The sequence below is a fragment of the Pseudomonas sp. GW821-FHT07B01 genome, from assembly GCF_059419065.1.
This window is the reverse complement of the sequence record NZ_JBWKRA010000001.1, coordinates 218,206-235,786: the sequence shown is the minus strand read 5'-3', so window position 1 is coordinate 235,786 and position 17,581 is coordinate 218,206. Positions and strand designations below refer to the sequence as shown.

The 17,581-nt window shown below is 60.2% G+C and carries 16 protein-coding genes; all 16 read left to right on the top strand.

Features of this window, described 5'->3' with window-relative positions; genetic code table 11:
- Positions 1–2 precede the first annotated feature (2 nt).
- Positions 3–1,607 carry a flagellar hook-associated protein 3 gene (locus tag AC07S6_RS01105; protein WP_057976938.1) on the top strand — a complete coding sequence of 535 codons (1,605 nt, stop codon included), beginning with the start codon at positions 3–5 and terminating at the stop codon, positions 1,605–1,607.
- Between the two features lie 276 nt (positions 1,608–1,883).
- Positions 1,884–2,813 (top strand): ketoacyl-ACP synthase III, encoded by a 930-nt coding sequence (locus AC07S6_RS01100; protein WP_003192977.1) that lies wholly within the window; start codon positions 1,884–1,886, stop codon positions 2,811–2,813.
- A gap of 262 nt (positions 2,814–3,075) precedes the next feature.
- Positions 3,076–4,500, top strand: coding sequence for a flagellin N-terminal helical domain-containing protein (locus AC07S6_RS01095; RefSeq protein WP_054920185.1), 1,425 nt, complete (start codon positions 3,076–3,078; stop codon positions 4,498–4,500).
- 74 nt (positions 4,501–4,574) lie between these two features.
- A complete protein-coding gene (locus tag AC07S6_RS01090; protein ID WP_054920183.1) occupies positions 4,575–4,925 on the top strand; it encodes a flagellar protein FlaG in 351 nt (116 codons plus the stop codon).
- An 80-nt stretch (positions 4,926–5,005) separates the two neighbouring features.
- Complete coding sequence (gene fliD / locus AC07S6_RS01085) at positions 5,006–6,397, top strand: flagellar filament capping protein FliD (RefSeq protein WP_054920181.1); 1,392 nt, start codon at positions 5,006–5,008, stop codon at positions 6,395–6,397.
- Between the two features lie 139 nt (positions 6,398–6,536).
- The gene (fliS, locus tag AC07S6_RS01080; protein WP_054898643.1) at positions 6,537–6,941 is read left to right on the top strand and encodes a flagellar export chaperone FliS; all 405 of its coding nucleotides are present in this window, start codon (positions 6,537–6,539) and stop codon (positions 6,939–6,941) included.
- A 25-nt stretch (positions 6,942–6,966) separates the two neighbouring features.
- Positions 6,967–7,263: a flagellar protein FliT gene (gene fliT, locus AC07S6_RS01075; RefSeq protein ID WP_034126783.1), complete on the top strand. Its 297-nt coding sequence runs from the start codon at positions 6,967–6,969 to the stop codon at positions 7,261–7,263.
- 169 nt (positions 7,264–7,432) lie between these two features.
- The gene (locus AC07S6_RS01070) at positions 7,433–8,905 is read left to right on the top strand and encodes a sigma-54 dependent transcriptional regulator (protein ID WP_034126784.1); all 1,473 of its coding nucleotides are present in this window, start codon (positions 7,433–7,435) and stop codon (positions 8,903–8,905) included.
- Positions 8,906–9,015: 110 nt separating this feature from the next.
- Positions 9,016–10,227: a sensor histidine kinase gene (locus AC07S6_RS01065; protein ID WP_495111521.1), complete on the top strand. Its 1,212-nt coding sequence runs from the start codon at positions 9,016–9,018 to the stop codon at positions 10,225–10,227.
- A gap of 7 nt (positions 10,228–10,234) precedes the next feature.
- Entirely contained in the window at positions 10,235–11,611 is a 1,377-nt protein-coding gene (locus AC07S6_RS01060; protein WP_495111520.1) for a sigma-54-dependent transcriptional regulator, read from the top strand.
- Positions 11,612–11,742: 131 nt separating this feature from the next.
- Complete coding sequence (gene fliE / locus AC07S6_RS01055; protein ID WP_003192959.1) at positions 11,743–12,072, top strand: flagellar hook-basal body complex protein FliE; 330 nt, start codon at positions 11,743–11,745, stop codon at positions 12,070–12,072.
- Positions 12,073–12,088: 16 nt separating this feature from the next.
- Positions 12,089–13,864 (top strand): flagellar basal-body MS-ring/collar protein FliF, encoded by a 1,776-nt coding sequence (gene fliF, locus AC07S6_RS01050; RefSeq protein ID WP_014719351.1) that lies wholly within the window; start codon positions 12,089–12,091, stop codon positions 13,862–13,864.
- Positions 13,857–14,873 (top strand): flagellar motor switch protein FliG, encoded by a 1,017-nt coding sequence (fliG, locus tag AC07S6_RS01045; RefSeq protein WP_003192957.1) that lies wholly within the window; start codon positions 13,857–13,859, stop codon positions 14,871–14,873. The genes fliF and fliG overlap by 8 nt, the downstream gene beginning before the upstream one ends.
- A gap of 10 nt (positions 14,874–14,883) precedes the next feature.
- Positions 14,884–15,648 carry a flagellar assembly protein FliH gene (fliH, locus tag AC07S6_RS01040; RefSeq protein ID WP_495111519.1) on the top strand — a complete coding sequence of 255 codons (765 nt, stop codon included), beginning with the start codon at positions 14,884–14,886 and terminating at the stop codon, positions 15,646–15,648.
- Positions 15,638–16,996, top strand: a complete 1,359-nt coding sequence (fliI, locus tag AC07S6_RS01035; RefSeq protein ID WP_003192955.1) for a flagellar protein export ATPase FliI — start codon at positions 15,638–15,640, stop codon at positions 16,994–16,996. Before fliH ends, fliI begins: the two co-directional genes overlap by 11 nt.
- 3 nt (positions 16,997–16,999) lie before the next feature.
- A complete protein-coding gene (gene fliJ, locus AC07S6_RS01030; protein WP_003192954.1) occupies positions 17,000–17,449 on the top strand; it encodes a flagellar export protein FliJ in 450 nt (149 codons plus the stop codon).
- Positions 17,450–17,581 lie beyond the last annotated feature (132 nt).

The window sequence follows — 17,581 nt, the reverse complement described above, 5'->3', positions numbered from 1 at the left end:
CGATGCGTATTTCCACTGCACAGTATTTTGAAACCAGTGCCGCCAAGTACACGGACAACTATTCCAGCGTGGTGAAGGCCCAGGAGCAGGCCAGTTCCGGTGTGCGCGTGCAGACCGCAGCGGATGACCCGGTGGCGGCGGCGAGGTTGTTGTTGCTGCAACAGCAGAAGGACATGCTCGGGCAGTTCAACGGCAATATCACCAGTTTGAAGAACTCGTTGACCAACGAGGAAAGCGTATTGGGTGCAATCAACGAGGCACTGCAGGCGGCCAGTACCTTGGCCATTGAAGCGGGCGGCTCGCGCAGCGATGCCGACCGCAAGTCGATTGCCGGCCAGATCGGTGCGCTTGAAGACCAGGTGCTGGGCTTGCTTAACAGCAAGGATTCCTCGGGCAACTATCTGTTTTCCGGCTCCAAGACCTCGACGCCGCCCTACAGCCGTAACAGCGACGGCACCTACACCTATCAGGGTGATGAAACGCCGCTGAGCCTGCAGGTTTCCGATTCCCTGAGAGTCAGTGCCGGTGACACCGGCAAGAGCATCATGGATGGTGCCGTTAACTCGGGCCGCACCCAGGCGACCTGGATCGCACCTGCTATCGTGCCGCCGGCAACGGCGCCAGTGCCCAATGATCATAAAGTCTCAGTGTCGGCCGGCCTGGTGACTTCAGGCTCGGACTACACGAATAAATTCGCCGATGGCGAGCCTTACAAGCTGACCTTTACCAGCAGCACCCAGTACAAGGTCTCCGACAAGAACGGCAATGACGTCACGTCGGAAATCCCTGGCAACGGCACCTTTGACTCCACCAAGGAAGGCGGCTCCACCGTGAGCCTGCGCGGCGTGAATTTTGATATTGCGGTGGATCTCAAGGATATGGCGACGGGGCCGGACGCCGATGCGCTGGTCAAGGACCGTTCGTTCAGCCTGGCCGCCAAGCCCGACACCTTCAGTGTTTCGCGCACGCCCAGTAATGCCTCCACTGCGCAGCTGACGAATGCGCAGGTGAGCAACCCGGCCACCTATGCCAGTACGTTCCCGGCTAACAGCGGGGCGGTGATCAAGTTCACCAGTGGCACGGCGTATGAAGTCTATGCCCAGCCCTACAGTGCCGACAGCAAAGCGATCGCCACCGGCGACACCGGTGGCGGTACGACCGTGACGGCAGCAGGCGTGACCTTTGATGTCAGCGGCACACCTCAAGCCGGCGATCAGTTTGCGGTCGCTGCAAGCACTGCCAAGACCCAGAACGCGCTGGATACCCTGAGCCAACTGCGCAAGGCGCTTGAGCAACCGGCCGACGGCAACCCGGCGGCGATGGTCAAGCTCAAGGATGCGCTCGACGCTTCCATCAGTAATTTTGCCAATTCACGGGCCCAGGTCGACAACGTGCGCGGTTCCATCGGGGCCCGCGAAGCGGCACTGGATATCCAGTCGGCGGAGAACATCAGTATCGGCACTGCAAACAAAAGCACCATGAGCGATCTGGCGAACATTGACATGGGCGAAGCCGCGATCAACCTCACGTTGCAGCAAACCATGTTGCAGGCCTCGCAACTGGCGTTCGTTAAAATCTCCCAGCTGAACCTGTTCAGCCGCATGTAATCGTCGCAATGAACAACGGCCTCCCCTGGCGACAGGGGAGGCCGTTGTCGTTTCTGGCCTGGAAATGTTGCCGGTTTTTGCACAAAGCGCGCAAAATTGAGTGACCTGTGAGTCATAAAGCGCATCTTCACTGTATCGTGTGAAAAGGATAAGTCGTCACAGGGCCTTTATCGGGCGGCTTTCAGCGAGATTTTCATGGGGTTATCCCCTTTATTGTCAGCACTCCCGGCGTAGTCCGAGGGGTGTTCTCCAGCTATTTAGTATTGGGAAGCCACAATGATTGGCATAAAAAGCATCGCCAGTTACGTGCCGGCAGACGGGATCGATAACTACGCCCAGGGTGCCAAATTCGCCAAGGATGAAGAGTTCATCATCGGCAAGATCGGTTCGGCGTTCCTGCCGCGCAAGGAAGCTGCACAGGAGACTTCCGACCTGTGCGTCGAAGCAGTCAATGCATTGTTTGCCAACAACCCGGATTTGAAGCGCGAGTCCATCGACGCGCTGATCGTCGTCACCCAGAACGGCGATGAAGAGGGCTTGCCCCACACCGCCGCCATCGTCCAGGACAAATTGGGCCTGCCGACTCACGTTGCAGCTTTCGATATCTCCCTGGGCTGCTCCGGCTACGTGTACGGCATCTACGCGATGAAAGGCTTCATGGAAGCCGCCGGCCTGAAAAACGGCCTGCTGATCACTGCCGACCCGTACTCCAAGATCGTCGACCCGGAAGATCGCAACACCACCATGCTGTTCGGCGATGCTGCCACCGCCACCTGGATGGGCGAGGACGCGCCGTGGTTGCTGGGCAAATCCAAGTTCGGTACCGACGGTTCCGGCGCGCCGCACTTGAAGGTCAGCGATGGTGTGTTCTTCATGAACGGCCGCCAGGTGTTCAACTTCGCCTTGCTCAAGGTGCCGGCACACTTGCACGAGCTGCTCAATGAGTCGGACCTCAAGGCAGATGACATTGATGCGTTCTGCATCCACCAGGGGAGCGCGGCCATCGTTGACGCCGTGGCGCGCCGCTTTGAAGAAGCGCCGGTGGACAAGTTCATCAAGGACATGGTCGAGACCGGCAATACCGTGTCATCGAGCATTCCGTTGCTGCTGGAAAAGCACGTGATGGACGCCACCTGGAAGCGCGTGGCAATCAGCGGCTTTGGTGTGGGGCTGTCGTGGGGCTCGGCGATTCTCTATCGTCCGTGATGCTTTAGCGGCTTCATGAAAAACGCCGATGATCGAATGATCATCGGCGTTTTTTATTGGCGCCAGAAAAGCCAATGAAACCGAGGTTTTATGCCTGCGTAAGCCGTTGAAATACAAGGGCTGGCACAGGGCTAGTAAAAAAAATCAAAAAAACCCTCAAGCAACCGGCTACCACGACGATAACTATTACGTAGGTTCTCAGGCCACACCCGGCGGTTGCCAGGGCCGGAAGCCGCAGTATCCATCCAACGAGGATTTCGTCATGGCTTTAACAGTAAACACCAACATTGCTTCCATCACGACTCAGGGCAACCTGAACAAAGCTGGCGGCGCCCTGGCCACTTCCATGCAGCGCCTGTCTTCCGGCCTGCGTATCAACAGCGCTAAAGACGACGCTGCCGGCCTGCAGATCGCTAACCGCCTGACCAGCCAAATCAACGGCCTGGGCCAAGCTGTAAAAAACGTGAACGACGGCATCTCCATCGCTCAGACCGCTGAAGGCGCGATGCAGGCTTCGACCGACATCCTGCAAAAAATGCGTACCCTGGCCCTGTCCTCGGCTACCGGCTCCCTGAGCGCCGACGACCGTAAGTCGAACAACGACGAATACCAGGCCCTGACTTCGGAACTGACCCGTATCTCGCAAACCACTACTTTCGGTGGCCAGAAGCTGCTGGACGGTTCGTACGGTACCAAGGCTATCCAGGTTGGCGCCAACGCCAACGAAACTATCAACCTGAGCCTGGAAAACGTTGCGGCTAACAACATTGGTTCGCAGCAGATCAAAACCAAGGCCATCGCGCCTAGCGCAACTGGCCTGGCTGGCGGCGACATCACTGTTACCGGCAACGGCCAAAGCAAAACCGTCACTTACGGTGCAGGCGCATCGGCTAAAGACATCGCTGCGGGCCTGAACGGTTCGATCGGTGGCCTGACCGCTACCGCCAGCACTGAAGTCAAGCTGGAAGTAGGCGCTGCAACTCCGTCGAACTTCAAGCTGGCTGTAGGTAGCGGTACTGCTGTCGATTTCGTCGGTGTAACCGACCTGGCCGGCCTTGCTGACCAACTGAAGTCCAACGCTGCCAAACTGGGCATCAGCGTTAACTACGACGAAGCCAACAAAACCCTGTCGGTTAAGTCGGATTCCGGCGAAAACCTGTCGTTCTCGGGTGCTGATACCAACGCCCAGGCGAACATCAAGGTTGGCGCAAAAGACGGTGCTGGCGCATTCGCCACCCCAGCCGCTCTGGGTGCTGCTGCAATCGTTGTGACCGGTCAGGTTTCTCTTGATTCGGCTAAGGGCTACTCCCTGAGCGACGCTGCTACTGGTGTTTCGGACTTGTTCGCGGGTGCAACCGTTTCGTCGACTAAAACCACCATCGCTAACACCGACGTGACCGACGCTACCAACGCCCAAAACGCCCTGGCAGTAATCGACAAAGCCATCGGCACCATCGACGGCGTTCGTTCGGGCCTGGGTGCTACCCAGAACCGTCTGACTACTACTGCAGACAACCTGCAGAACATTCAGAAGAACTCCACCGCTGCACGTTCCACCGTTCAGGACGTCGACTTCGCTTCCGAAACCGCCGAACTGACCAAGCAACAAACCCTGCAGTCGGCTTCCACCGCGATCCTGTCGCAGGCTAACCAGCTGCCATCCGCTGTACTGAAACTGCTTCAGTAATCAGCGCGCTTGGTAACTAACGGAAGGGCGCGTTTACGTGCCCTTCCGTTTTTTCGGTTTAGAGGAGATTGGACATGGACATGAGTGTAAAGCTGAACCAGTCTTATCCGCCGGTTGCCCCCCAAGGCGCGCCTCCCAAGGTGACCGCCGATCAAAGCAGCAGCAAGGCCCAGGAAGTGGCGGCAACCGGCAAAGAGCCTGAGCGCGCGGAACTGGAAAAAGCAGTAACCGACATTCGCGAATTCGTCCAGGCTGCCCAGCGCAGCCTGGATTTTTCCATTGACGATTCGACCCACCGGGTCGTGGTCAAGGTCATTGCCACCGACAGTGGTGAAGTGATCCGTCAGATTCCGTCGGAAACGGCGTTGAAGCTGGCACAAAACCTTTCCAGCGCAAGCAACGTGTTGTTTGACGACAAGGTGTGAGCTGGCATGAAATTTGTTGCTGTCAGGTCTTGAGGCGCAATAAGTCAAGATAACGGCAGCCACCGAACAGGAGATAGATGATGGCGGGTTCAACGGTAAGTGGTATCGGTTCGAACATCGATACGCAAGCGATCGTGAAGTCCTTGGTGGACGCCGAAAAGGTGCCCAAGCAGACGCAGATCAATACCGCGTCCCAGAAGGCGACCACCACGCTGTCTTCGATCGGCAAGATTCAAGCTGCGTTGGATGCATTCCGTGGTGCCTTGGACACCATGTCCAAAGACAGCAGTTTCACTGGGCTGACGGGCTCGTCGTCGGATGAGAAGACGGCGACCATGACCGCCAGTAATACGGCTTCCAACGGTAGTTTTCGGCTGATCGTCGACCAGTTGGCCCAGGCTTCCAAGTTGTCCACCAAGAACTTCTCCGGCGGCACTTCCGCCGTGGTGAACGCTACGGATAAGCCGACCACCTTGACCATCTCTCAATCGGGCAAGGATTACAGCGTCAATGTTCCAGCTGGCGCGACCTTGCAGCAGGTGCGGGATTCGATCAATACCCAGTTTGGTACTTCCGGGCTCAGTGCCAACATCCAGACCGACTCCAATGGTTCCCGATTGATCCTGACCTCTACCACCATGGGGACCGGTTCCGACCTTACGCTTTCTGGCACCTCCGGCTTGGATGTGGGTTCAACGGTCGTCGATGTGCCCAAGGATGCGCTGTACAGCATTGATGGTGTTGCGTCTGTGTCCAAGACCAACAGTATTGAGGGAGCGCTCAGTGGTGTGAACATCAAGTTGGTGGCGCCTTCGACTTACAAGACGGGCACCTCTGGCGATAAAAACGCTACGCTGATCACCGTCAGTACCAACAACACGGCGCTCAAGTCCGGAGTCAAAGGCTTCATTGATACCTACAACGCCTTGATCACCGCAATGAACGCCGAAACCAAGGTCACCAAGAATCTTGACGGCAGCACGACGGCTGCGGCATTGACCGGTGACTCGACCATGCGTTCGCTGCAGGCGGCGATCCGGAATGAGTTCAACACGCTTTCGGGGACCGGCACTTTCAAGTCGTTGGCTCAATTCGGCGTGAGCACAAGCTCTACTACCGGCTTGCTGACAATCGATGACAAAAAGTGGGACGCTGCCGTCAAGACTAATGCAGCCGATATCAACAGTATGTTCAGCGGCAAAGACGGCATGTTGGCGCGCATGAAAAGTGCAACGGATGACTTTGCCAAGGCCTCTACCGGGGTTCTGGCTACGCGTTCTACGTCGTTGACCGATAGCCTCAAGGACATCGCAAAGCAGCAGGAAACCCTGAACGAGCGCATGGAACTGCTGACCAACAGCCTCTCCGCCAAATACAACGCCATGGACACCCTGGTTGCCCAACTGCGCCAGCAAAGCACCAGCGTCATGACCACGCTCAATGCCTTGAACAACCCTAAAACCAATAACTGATCGCCACTCACGCAAAAGGCCAGGCAACCTGCCTGGCCTTTTCGTACCGAAAGACGACCGGTGTTAAAGCTTTTTGCGGCCCAGTCGACATATTGGTTACTAGAATCCTTTTCGCTGTCGCCTGTCACGAGGTAGAAACATGAACCCCATGCGAGCCCTTCGCCAATACCAGAAGGTCAATTCCCACGCGCAGATCTCCGAAGCCAGCCCGCATCGCCTGGTGCAGATGCTGATGGAAGGTGGCCTGGATCGCATGTCCCAGGCCAAGGGCGCCCTGGCGCGTGGTGACATCGCACAGAAGGGTTTGATGCTCGGCAAGGCCATCGACATCGTTATCGGGCTGCGCGATGGCCTGGATGCTGAAAAGAGTGATAACCCGGCTTATGTTCAGCAGTTGGAAAGCCTTTATGTCTACATGACCAATCGGTTGATGGAGGCTAACCAGCAAAACGACGCCGAGATCATCGACGAAGTCGCTCGATTGATGATTACCGTAAAAGAAGGCTGGGATGCTATCGGCGCGCCACAAGGCGCAGCAGAATAAGGCCACGGGCCTTGAGGAACTCGTCATGAGCCACGCACTGCAACGCATTGATGAAACCCGTGAAGCCCTGGTCGACGCGCTTGCCGCGCGCAACTGGGATGCCATCAGCGAGCTCGACCTGGGCTGCCGCAGTGTGATCGATCAGGTGCTGAGCGAAGCGCCGGTGGATGAGGATGCGCTGCGTGGAAAGCTGGAAAGCCTGTTGGCGGTTTACCAGCAGTTGCTTGAGGTGACGACCGGCGAGCGCCAGGCGATTTTCGAAGAGATGTCGCAGATCAACCAAGCGAAAAATGCGTCAAAGGTTTACCATCTGTTCGGTTGAACGGGCGCAGTTAATCCGAACGGTGCGTCATATATTTGACTATGCCAGCATTTTTGACTTAACTAGTGCTGTTTTCAGATTTCAGACGTCTAGAAGGTAAGAAATCTTACAGACGTCTAGATTGCCCTCATTCCGGGGCAGGAAGTTTTACTAGGGAAGTTGCTATTGCATGTGGCGTGAAACCAAAATTCTGCTGATCGATGACGATAGCGTCCGCCGCCGCGATTTAGCGGTGATTTTAAATTTTCTCGGTGAAGAAAATTTACCCTGCGGCAGCCACGATTGGCAGCAGGCGGTCAGCTCGTTGTCGTCGAGCCGTGAAGTCATTTGCGTATTGATCGGGACGGTAAACGCTCCTGGCGCAGTTCTGGGCCTGTTAAAGACACTGTCTACCTGGGATGAGTTCCTTCCGGTGTTGCTAATGGGCGATATTTCTTCCGTGGACCTGCCGGAAGACCAGCGCCGCCGCGTGCTATCCAACCTGGAAATGCCGCCCAGCTACAGCAAATTGCTCGATTCCCTGCACCGTGCCCAGGTCTATCGCGAAATGTACGACCAGGCCCGGGAGCGCGGCCGTCACCGTGAACCCAACCTGTTCCGCAGCCTCGTCGGCACCAGCCGCGCCATCCAGCACGTGCGCCAGATGATGCAGCAAGTGGCCGACACCGACGCCAGCGTGCTGATCCTTGGCGAGTCGGGCACCGGCAAGGAAGTGGTCGCGCGCAACCTGCACTATCACTCCAAGCGCCGCGACGGGCCCTTTGTGCCGGTCAACTGCGGGGCGATCCCGGCAGAGCTGCTGGAAAGCGAATTGTTCGGCCACGAGAAGGGCGCCTTTACCGGGGCGATCACCAGCCGTGCCGGGCGCTTTGAGCTGGCCAATGGCGGCACCCTGTTCCTCGACGAAATCGGCGACATGCCGTTGCCGATGCAGGTCAAGCTGCTGCGCGTATTGCAGGAACGCACCTTCGAGCGCGTGGGCAGCAACAAGACCCAGAGCGTGGACGTGCGCATCATTGCCGCCACCCACAAGAACCTCGAAAGCATGATCGAGGTTGGCAGTTTCCGCGAAGACCTGTACTACCGCCTTAACGTATTCCCCATCGAGATGGCCCCGCTGCGCGAGCGCGTGGAAGACATCCCGTTGCTGATGAACGAACTGATCTCGCGCATGGAGCACGAGAAGCGCGGCTCCATTCGTTTCAACTCCGCGGCAATCATGTCCCTGTGCCGCCACGGCTGGCCGGGCAACGTCCGCGAGCTGGCCAACCTGGTGGAGCGCATGGCGATCATGCATCCGTACGGGGTGATCGGCGTGGTCGAGTTGCCGAAGAAATTCCGCTACGTCGACGACGAGGACGAGCAGATGGACAGCCTGCGCAGCGACATGGAAGAGCGCGTGGCAATCAACGGCCATACTCCAGACTTCGGCGCTAGCGCGATGTTGCCGCCCGAAGGCCTGGATCTCAAGGACTACCTCGGCAACCTGGAACAAGGCCTGATCCAACAGGCGCTGGATGATGCCAACGGCATCGTCGCCCGGGCCGCCGAGCGCCTGCGTATCCGTCGCACCACCCTGGTGGAGAAGATGCGCAAGTACGGTATGAGCCGCAAAGAAGGTGATGAACAGGCGGATGATTGACGCCTGTTTTTCAACTACCTGATTTATAGGTAGTTTTTTTTCGGCACGGGTATTGCTACAGCCCTCGCAACGTTCCGTTTAACTGACGGTCAGCCAAGCGAGAGAGCATCATGCCCCACGCCGCCCAACTATCTTCGGCCCCTGCCATCCAGGGGCTGGTTTCGCCTGTAGAGCCGCCGACCCGCGAGGGCCTGGAGCACGCGTTCTCGCAGTTCAACCAGATGTCGAGCCAGCTGACCGACTCCTACAGTCTGCTTGAGGCCCGGGTTTCCGAGCTTAAAGGCGAACTGGCGGTGGTCAGCGCCCAGCGCATGCAAGAGCTGGCCGAGAAAGAACGCCTGGCCAACCGCCTGCAAAACCTGCTGGACCTGTTGCCCGGTGGCGTAATCGTCATCGATGACCAGGGCCGCGTGCGCGAAGCCAACCCGGCAGCTTGTGATCTGCTCGGCCTGCCGCTGGAAGGCGAGCTGTGGCGTGAAGTCATCACCCGCTGTTTTGCCCCCCGTGAAGACGACGGCCACGAAGTCTCCCTCAAGGACGGGCGTCGGCTGTCTATCGCGACCCGTTCCCTGGACGCCGAGCCGGGCCAGCTTGTGCTACTCAATGACCTGACAGAAACCCGGCACCTGCAAGATCAACTGGCGCGCCATGAGCGGCTGTCGTCCCTGGGGCGGATGGTCGCTTCCTTGGCGCATCAGATTCGTACGCCGTTGTCGGCGGCATTGATCTACGCCAGCCATTTGACTGACGAGCAATTACCGGCGGCCACCCACCAACGCTTTGCCGGGCGCCTCAAGGAGCGCCTGCATGAGTTGGAGCACCAGGTGCGTGACATGCTGGTGTTTGCCCGCGGCGAATTGCCGCTGACCGATCGCGTTACCCCTGCCGGCTTGATGCAGTCCCTGCAAGCGGCAGCGGCGACCCATGTGCAGGAGGCCAACCTGCGCTGGCAGTGCGACAGCCACCAGGGCGAATTGCTGTGCAACCGCGACACCCTGGTGGGTGCGCTGCTCAACCTGATCGAAAACGCCACCCAGGCCAGTGGCCCCGGGGCGCGCCTGAAAGTGCACCTGTATAGCCGCGGACAAACCCTGCGCCTGTGCGTCAGCGACAGCGGCAGCGGTATCGCCCCGCAGGTGCTGCAGCGCCTGGGCGAGCCGTTTTTTACCACCAAGACCAACGGCACTGGCCTGGGCCTGACCGTGGTCAAGGCAGTGGCCCGTGCCCATCAGGGACAATTGCAGCTGCGTTCCCGCCTGGGGCGTGGCACCTGTGCATTGATGACCTTGCCGCTGTTTTCCAGCGCGGCAAGCGCGGAGTAAGAGGATGATGGCTATCAAGGTTTTATTGGTGGAAGACGATCGCGCCCTGCGTGAAGCATTGGCTGACACGCTGCTGTTGGCGGGCCATGACTACCGTGCGGTCGGCTCTGCCGAGGAAGCCTTGGAGGCGGTCGAGCAGGAAACCTTCAGCCTGGTGGTCAGCGACGTCAACATGCCCGGCATGGACGGCCACCAATTGCTCGGCCTGCTGCGGGTGCGCCAGCCGCAGCTGCCGGTGCTGCTGATGACCGCCCATGGCGCGGTGGAGCGGGCGGTGGATGCCATGCGTCAGGGCGCGGCGGATTACCTGGTCAAGCCGTTCGAGCCCAAGGCTTTGATCGAACTGGTCGCCCGGCATGCCCTGGGCGTAATGCCCGCAGCCGACGGCGATGGCCCGATTGCCTTTGAGCCGGCCAGCGCGCAATTGCTGGAACTGGCGGCGCGGGTGGCGCGCAGTGATTCCACTGTGCTGATTTCCGGCGAGTCCGGCACCGGCAAAGAAGTGCTCGCGCGTTATATCCACCAGCAATCGGGCCGTGCCAAACAACCGTTCATTGCGATCAACTGCGCGGCGATCCCCGACAACATGCTGGAAGCCACCTTGTTTGGCCATGAAAAGGGCTCGTTCACCGGCGCCATCGCGGCCCAGGCCGGCAAGTTCGAACAAGCCGATGGCGGCACCATTCTGCTCGACGAAATCTCGGAAATGCCCCTGGGCCTGCAAGCCAAGTTGCTGCGTGTGTTGCAGGAGCGTGAAGTGGAGCGCGTGGGCGCACGCAAGCCGATCCAGCTGGATATCCGCGTGGTTGCCACCACCAACCGCGACCTGGCGGGCGAAGTGGCGGCGGGGCGCTTCCGTGAAGACCTCTTCTACCGGTTGTCGGTGTTCCCGCTGGCCTGGCGCCCATTGCGTGAGCGCCCGGCGGATATCATCCCCTTGGCCGAGCGCCTACTGAACAACCACGTCAAAAAAATGAAGCATGCCCAGGCGCGGTTGTCGCCCGAGGCCCAGGCGTGCCTGGTCAATTACCCATGGCCGGGCAACGTGCGCGAGTTGGATAATGCCATACAGCGTGCGCTGATTTTGCAGCAGGGCGGCTTGATCCAGCCCCAGGATTTCTGCCTGGCCATGGGCAATGGCGCTGCGCCGTTGCCGAGCCTGGCCCCGGCTCCAGTGGTCGTCGAGGCTGAATCAGCCGGTGCCCTGGGCGATGACCTGCGCCGCCGTGAATTTCAGATGATCATCGACACCCTGCGCGCCGAGCGCGGCCGTCGCAAAGAAGCGGCCGAGCGCCTGGGCATCAGCCCGCGCACCTTGCGCTACAAGCTGGCGCAGATGCGCGACGCCGGTATGGATGTGGAAGCGTATCTTTTCGCCACATGACCGGTAACAAGTTCGACAAGCTTTGTCGCCTTTTCTTACGAGTTGTCACAGAGCTGGCACCCTTGTTGCTACCACCCCTAGTAACCGCTGCGTAGTGTCAAAAAATTGCGGGTCGTCGGAGAGAGAAGGTCATGAGCCAGGGTATTGAGTTCAATCGGTTGATGTTGGATATGCGCGCCATGCAAATGGACGCCATGGCTCAACCGAAATCCGTCGCGCCAGCGCCGGAATTGGGCCAAAGCAATTTTGCCGACATGCTCGGTCAGGCAATCAATAAAGTCAGTGATACCCAGCAGGCGTCCAGCCAGCTGGCGACGGCCTTCGAGATCGGTAAAAGCGGCGTGGACCTCACCGATGTGATGGTCGCCTCGCAAAAGGCCAGTGTGTCCTTCCAAGCGTTGACCCAAGTGCGTAACAAGCTGGTTCAGGCGTATCAAGACATCATGCAGATGCCGGTTTAAGGACGAGATTTAAGTCATGGCTGAAGCAGTCTCCGACAACCTCCCCGCCAAGGCCGACGGCAAACCGCCGTTGTTTGGCCTGTCGTTCCTGGAAAACCTCTCGGAAATGACCATGCTGCGTCAGGTGGGCCTGATGGTGGGCCTGGCCGCCAGCGTGGCGATTGGTTTTGCCGTGGTGCTGTGGTCGCAGCAACCCGATTACCGCCCCCTGTACGGCAGCCTGTCGGGCATGGATTCCAAGCAGATCATGGAAACCCTCGCCGCCGCCGACATCGCCTACACCGTGGAGCCCAACTCCGGCGCCTTGCTGGTCAAGGCCGATGACGTGGCTCGCGCGCGGATGAAACTGGCCGCCGCTGGCGTGGCGCCGTCCGACAGCAATATCGGTTTTGAAATTCTCGACAAAGACCAGGGCCTGGGCACCAGCCAGTTCATGGAAGCCACCCGCTATCGCCGTGGCCTGGAAGGCGAACTGGCGCGCACCATTTCCAGCCTCAATAACGTCAAGGCCGCCCGTGTGCACCTGGCGATTCCGAAAAGCTCGGTGTTCGTGCGTGACGAACGCAAGCCCAGCGCCTCGGTCTTGGTCGAACTTTTCGCCGGCCGCTCCCTGGAGCCTGGCCAGGTACTGGCGATCGTCAACCTGGTGGCCACCAGTGTTCCCGAATTGAGCAAATCGCAAATCACCGTGGTGGACCAGAAGGGCAACCTGCTGTCCGACATGGCCGAAAACTCCGCGCTGACCCAGGCCGGCAAGCAGTTCGACTACAGTCGCCGCATGGAAAGCATGCTCACCCAGCGCGTGCACAATATCCTGCAACCGGTACTGGGCAACGACCGCTACAAGGCTGAAGTCTCCGCCGATGTGGATTTCAGCGCCGTCGAGTCCACCTCCGAGCAGTTCAACCCGGACCAGCCGGCCCTGCGCAGCGAGCAGTCCACCAGCGAACAACGCACCGCCAGCAATGGCCCCCAAGGTGTGCCGGGCGCCCTGAGCAACCAGCCACCCGCGCCGGCCTCGGCACCGCAGACCACCGGTGGCGCTGCCGCCACGGCGGGCGCGATCCAGCCTGGCCAGCCATTGCTGGACGCCAACGGCCAGCAGATCATGGACCCGGCCACCGGCCAGCCGATGCTTGCGCCGTACCCTGCGGACAAGCGTAACCAGTCCACCAAGAACTTCGAACTGGACCGTTCCATCAGCCACACCAAGCAGCAACAGGGCAAGATCAATCGCCTGTCGGTGTCGGTGGTGGTCGATGACCAGGTCAAGGTCAACCCTGCGGACGGCGCGGTGACCCGTGCACCCTGGACGGCTGACGAACTGGCCCGTTTCACCCGCCTGGTGCAGGACGCCGTTGGCTTCGACGCCAGCCGTGGCGACAGCGTCAGCGTGATCAACATGCCGTTCTCCGCCGAGCGCGGTGAAGTGATCGCTGACCCTGCGTTCTACACCCAGCCGTGGTTCTGGGACATCGTCAAACAAGTGCTGGGCGTGTTGTTCATCCTGGTGCTGGTGTTTGGTGTACTGCGCCCGGTGCTCAACAACATCACCGGTGGCGGCAAGAAGCAACTGGCACTGGCCGGTGGCGACGTCGAGTTGGGTGGCATGGGCGGCCTGGACGGCGAACTGGCCAACGACCGCGTCAGCCTTGGCGGCCCGCAAAGCATCCTGTTGCCAAGCCCGAGCGAAGGCTATGACGCTCAGTTGAACGCAATCAAGAGTCTGGTGGCAGAAGACCCGGGCCGTGTGGCTCAGGTCGTGAAAGAGTGGATTAACGCTGATGAATGATCGAGCCGCTGTGGCCAAGCTGTCCCGGGTCGACAAAGCCGCTGTGTTGCTGCTGTCCCTGGGTGAAACCGACGCTGCCCAAGTGCTGCGCCACATGGGCCCCAAAGAGGTCCAGCGTGTCGGCGTGGCCATGGCGCAGATGCGCAATGTGCACCGCGAGCAAGTCGAGCAGGTGATGAGCGAGTTCGTCGAGATCGTCGGCGACCAGACCAGCCTGGGCGTCGGCTCCGACAGCTACATTCGCAAGATGCTCACCTCGGCCCTGGGCGAAGACAAGGCCAACGGCCTGATCGACCGCATCCTGCTGGGTGGCAACACCAGCGGCCTGGACAGCCTCAAGTGGATGGAACCGCGGGCAGTGGCCGACGTGATCCGCTATGAGCACCCGCAGATCCAGGCGATCGTGGTGGCCTATCTCGACCCGGACCAGGCCGGTGAAGTGCTCGGGCACTTCGACCATAAAGTGCGCCTGGACATTATCCTGCGTGTGTCATCGCTGAACACTGTGCAACCGGCGGCGCTCAAAGAACTCAACACCATTCTGGAGAAGCAGTTCTCCGGCAATTCCAACGCCTCGCGCACCACCCTGGGTGGCATCAAGCGCGCAGCCGACATCATGAACTTCCTCGACAGCTCGGTTGAAGGCCAGTTGATGGACTCGATCCGCGAGATCGACGACACCCTGTCCGGCCAGATCGAAGACCTGATGTTCGTGTTCAACAACCTGGCCGATGTCGACGACCGTGGCATCCAGGCGCTGCTGCGCGAAGTGTCCTCGGACGTGCTGGTGCTGGCGCTCAAGGGCTCGGACGAAAACGTCAAAGAAAAGATCTTCAAGAACATGTCCAAGCGCGCCTCGGAGCTGTTGCGCGACGACCTGGAAGCCAAGGGCCCGGTGCGCGTCAGCGACGTGGAAACCGCCCAGAAGGAAATCCTCACCATTGCCCGCCGTATGGCCGAAGCCGGAGAAATCGTTCTCGGCGGGAAGGGCGGCGAAGAAATGATCTAAGGCGCCTTGCATGTCGAATAAAGATGAGGCGCCCAGCGATCTGATTCGCGCGCGGGATGTCGGTGGTTTCGACATCTGGTCGCTGCCCAGTTTCGACCCCCATGTGCCGGAGCCCGAGCCTGAACCGGTTGAAGAACCTCCGGCAGAGATGGAAGAAGTGCCACTGGATGAAGTCCAGCCACTGACCCTCGAAGAGCTGGAAACCATTCGTCAGGAGGCCTACAACGAAGGCTTCGCGGCGGGGGAAAAAGACGGTTTTCGCAGCACCACCCTCAAGGTTCGCCAGGAAGCCGAGGCGGCGCTGGCCACCAAGCTGGGTAGCCTGGAGCGCTTGATGGGCAACCTGTTCGACCCTATCGCCGAACAGGACTCGCAGCTGGAAAAATCCATGGTTGGCCTGGTGCAGCACATCGCGCACCAAGTGATCCAGCGCGAACTGGTGCTCGATTCCAGCCAGATCGAAGGCGTGATGCGCGAAGCCCTCAAGCTGCTGCCCCTGGGCGTCGGCAATGTGCGGCTGTACATCAACCCCCAGGATTTCGAACAGGTCAAAGCCCTGCGCGAGCGCCATGAAGAAACCTGGCGCATCGTCGAAGACGCTTCGTTGCAGCCAGGTGGTTGCCGTGTCGAAACCGAGCACAGCCGCATCGATGCAACGGTGGAAACCCGCATCAGCCAGATCATGGCCAAGTTGTTCGATCAACTGCATGAACAAGCCCTGCACCCCGCCGAGCCGGACCTGAGCGTTGACCTGGACGCCACCGATGCGCCTTGATCGCACCAGCTTCGCCAAGCGCCTGGGCAGCTACGCCGAGGCCACCGAATTGCCCGGCCAGCCAATCCTCGAAGGGCGCCTGTTGCGCATGGTCGGCCTGACCCTCGAAGCCGAGGGCCTGCGCGCCGCCATGGGCAGCCGCTGCCTGGTGATCAACGACGACAGCTACCACCCGGTGCAGGTCGAAGCCGAGGTGATGGGCTTTTCGGGCAGCAAGATTTTTCTGATGCCGGTCGGCAGCCTCGCCGGCATTGCCCCCGGCGCCCGCGTGGTGCCGCTGGCCGACACTGGCCGCCTGCCCATGGGCATGAGCATGCTGGGCCGCGTACTCGACGGGGCCGGCCGTGCGCTGGACGGCAAGGGCGGCATGAAGGCCGAAGACTGGGTGCCGATGGACGGCCCCACCATCAATCCGCTCAAGCGCAACCCCATCAGCGTGCCACTGGACGTGGGTATTCGCAGCATCAACGGTTTATTGACGGTCGGTCGCGGCCAGCGCCTGGGCCTGTTCGCCGGTACTGGCGTGGGTAAGTCGGTGTTGCTGGGCATGATGACGCGCTTTACCGAGGCCGACATCATCGTGGTGGGGCTGATCGGCGAGCGGGGCCGTGAAGTGAAGGAGTTCATCGAGCACAGCCTCGGTGAAGAAGGGCTCAAGCGTTCCGTTGTCGTCGCTTCTCCGGCAGACGATGCACCGCTGATGCGCCTGCGTGCGGCGATGTACTGCACGCGCATCGCCGAATATTTTCGCGACAAGGGCAAGAACGTCCTGTTGCTGATGGACTCGCTCACGCGTTTCGCCCAGGCCCAGCGCGAAATCGCCCTGGCCATCGGTGAACCGCCCGCGACCAAGGGTTACCCGCCATCGGTGTTCGCCAAGCTGCCCAAGCTGGTGGAGCGTGCCGGTAATGCCGAAGCCGGCGGTGGCTCGATCACCGCGTTCTACACCGTGTTGTCCGAAGGCGACGACCAACAGGACCCGATTGCCGACTCGGCGCGAGGTGTGCTCGACGGCCACATCGTGCTGTCGCGCCGCCTGGCCGAAGAAGGGCACTATCCGGCCATCGATATCGAAGCGTCCATCAGCCGGGTGATGCCGGCGGTGGTCACGCCGGAGCATATGGCCCGTGCCCAGCAGTTCAAACAGTTGTGGTCGCGTTACCAGCAAAGCCGTGACCTGATCAGCGTCGGCGCCTATGTGGCCGGTGGTGACCGCGACACCGACCTGGCCATCGCCTTGCAGCCGCAACTGGTGACCTACCTGCGCCAGGGGCTCAACGACAAGATCACCATGGGCGAGAGCCAGTCGCACTTGCAGTCCATCTTCGCCCCGGCGCCGGGCGGCTAAGCCATGGCCAACAGCCGCGCCGCCCGCCTGGCTCCGGTGGTGGACATGGCCGAAAAGGCCGAGAAAGCCGCCGTGCAGCGCCTGGGTTACTTCCAGGGCCAGGTGCGCCTGGCCCAAAGCAAGCTGGGCGACCTGGAGCGCTTTCGGGGCGAGTACCAGCAACAGTGGATCGAGCGCGGCAGCCAGGGTGTATCCGGCCAGTGGCTGATGGGGTACCAGGGCTTTCTCAATCAGCTTGAAACCGCCGTTGGTCAGCAACGCCAGAGCCTGGCCTGGCACGAGGCCAACCTCGACAAAGCGCGCGAGGCCTGGCAACAGGCGTTTGCCCGGGTCGAGGGGCTGCGCAAACTGGTGCAGCGCTACATCGACGAAGCGCGAGCCATCGAAGACAAGCGCGAGCAAAAACTGCTCGATGAATTGTCCCAACGCCTTCCCCGCCCAGAACAGTTCTAACCGGCACCACAAATCCAGTGTGGGAGCTGGCTTGCCTGCGAAAGCGGTGGTTCAGTTAAAGATTCAGTGGCTGACACGCCGCCACCGCAGGCAAGCCAGCTCCCACAGTTGATTCACTGTGTTGCTCAGATG

What these genes read in the sequence shown, in the direction of transcription:
- fliT (WP_034126783.1), top strand. Translation starts at nt 6,967, where the DNA reads ATGAGCCACGCACTGCAACGCATTGATGAAACCCGTGAAGCCCTGGTC.
- fliE (WP_003192959.1), top strand. Translation starts at nt 11,743, where the DNA reads ATGAGCCAGGGTATTGAGTTCAATCGGTTGATGTTGGATATGCGCGCC.
- fliJ (WP_003192954.1), top strand. Translation starts at nt 17,000, where the DNA reads ATGGCCAACAGCCGCGCCGCCCGCCTGGCTCCGGTGGTGGACATGGCC.
- AC07S6_RS01070 (WP_034126784.1), top strand. Translation starts at nt 7,433, where the DNA reads ATGTGGCGTGAAACCAAAATTCTGCTGATCGATGACGATAGCGTCCGC.
- fliS (WP_054898643.1), top strand. Translation starts at nt 6,537, where the DNA reads ATGAACCCCATGCGAGCCCTTCGCCAATACCAGAAGGTCAATTCCCAC.
- AC07S6_RS01060 (WP_495111520.1), top strand. Translation starts at nt 10,235, where the DNA reads ATGGCTATCAAGGTTTTATTGGTGGAAGACGATCGCGCCCTGCGTGAA.
- fliG (WP_003192957.1), top strand. Translation starts at nt 13,857, where the DNA reads ATGAATGATCGAGCCGCTGTGGCCAAGCTGTCCCGGGTCGACAAAGCC.
- fliD (WP_054920181.1), top strand. Translation starts at nt 5,006, where the DNA reads ATGGCGGGTTCAACGGTAAGTGGTATCGGTTCGAACATCGATACGCAA.
- AC07S6_RS01065 (WP_495111521.1), top strand. Translation starts at nt 9,016, where the DNA reads ATGCCCCACGCCGCCCAACTATCTTCGGCCCCTGCCATCCAGGGGCTG.
- AC07S6_RS01095 (WP_054920185.1), top strand. Translation starts at nt 3,076, where the DNA reads ATGGCTTTAACAGTAAACACCAACATTGCTTCCATCACGACTCAGGGC.
- AC07S6_RS01100 (WP_003192977.1), top strand. Translation starts at nt 1,884, where the DNA reads ATGATTGGCATAAAAAGCATCGCCAGTTACGTGCCGGCAGACGGGATC.
- AC07S6_RS01090 (WP_054920183.1), top strand. Translation starts at nt 4,575, where the DNA reads ATGGACATGAGTGTAAAGCTGAACCAGTCTTATCCGCCGGTTGCCCCC.
- fliH (WP_495111519.1), top strand. Translation starts at nt 14,884, where the DNA reads ATGTCGAATAAAGATGAGGCGCCCAGCGATCTGATTCGCGCGCGGGAT.
- AC07S6_RS01105 (WP_057976938.1), top strand. Translation starts at nt 3, where the DNA reads ATGCGTATTTCCACTGCACAGTATTTTGAAACCAGTGCCGCCAAGTAC.
- fliI (WP_003192955.1), top strand. Translation starts at nt 15,638, where the DNA reads ATGCGCCTTGATCGCACCAGCTTCGCCAAGCGCCTGGGCAGCTACGCC.
- fliF (WP_014719351.1), top strand. Translation starts at nt 12,089, where the DNA reads ATGGCTGAAGCAGTCTCCGACAACCTCCCCGCCAAGGCCGACGGCAAA.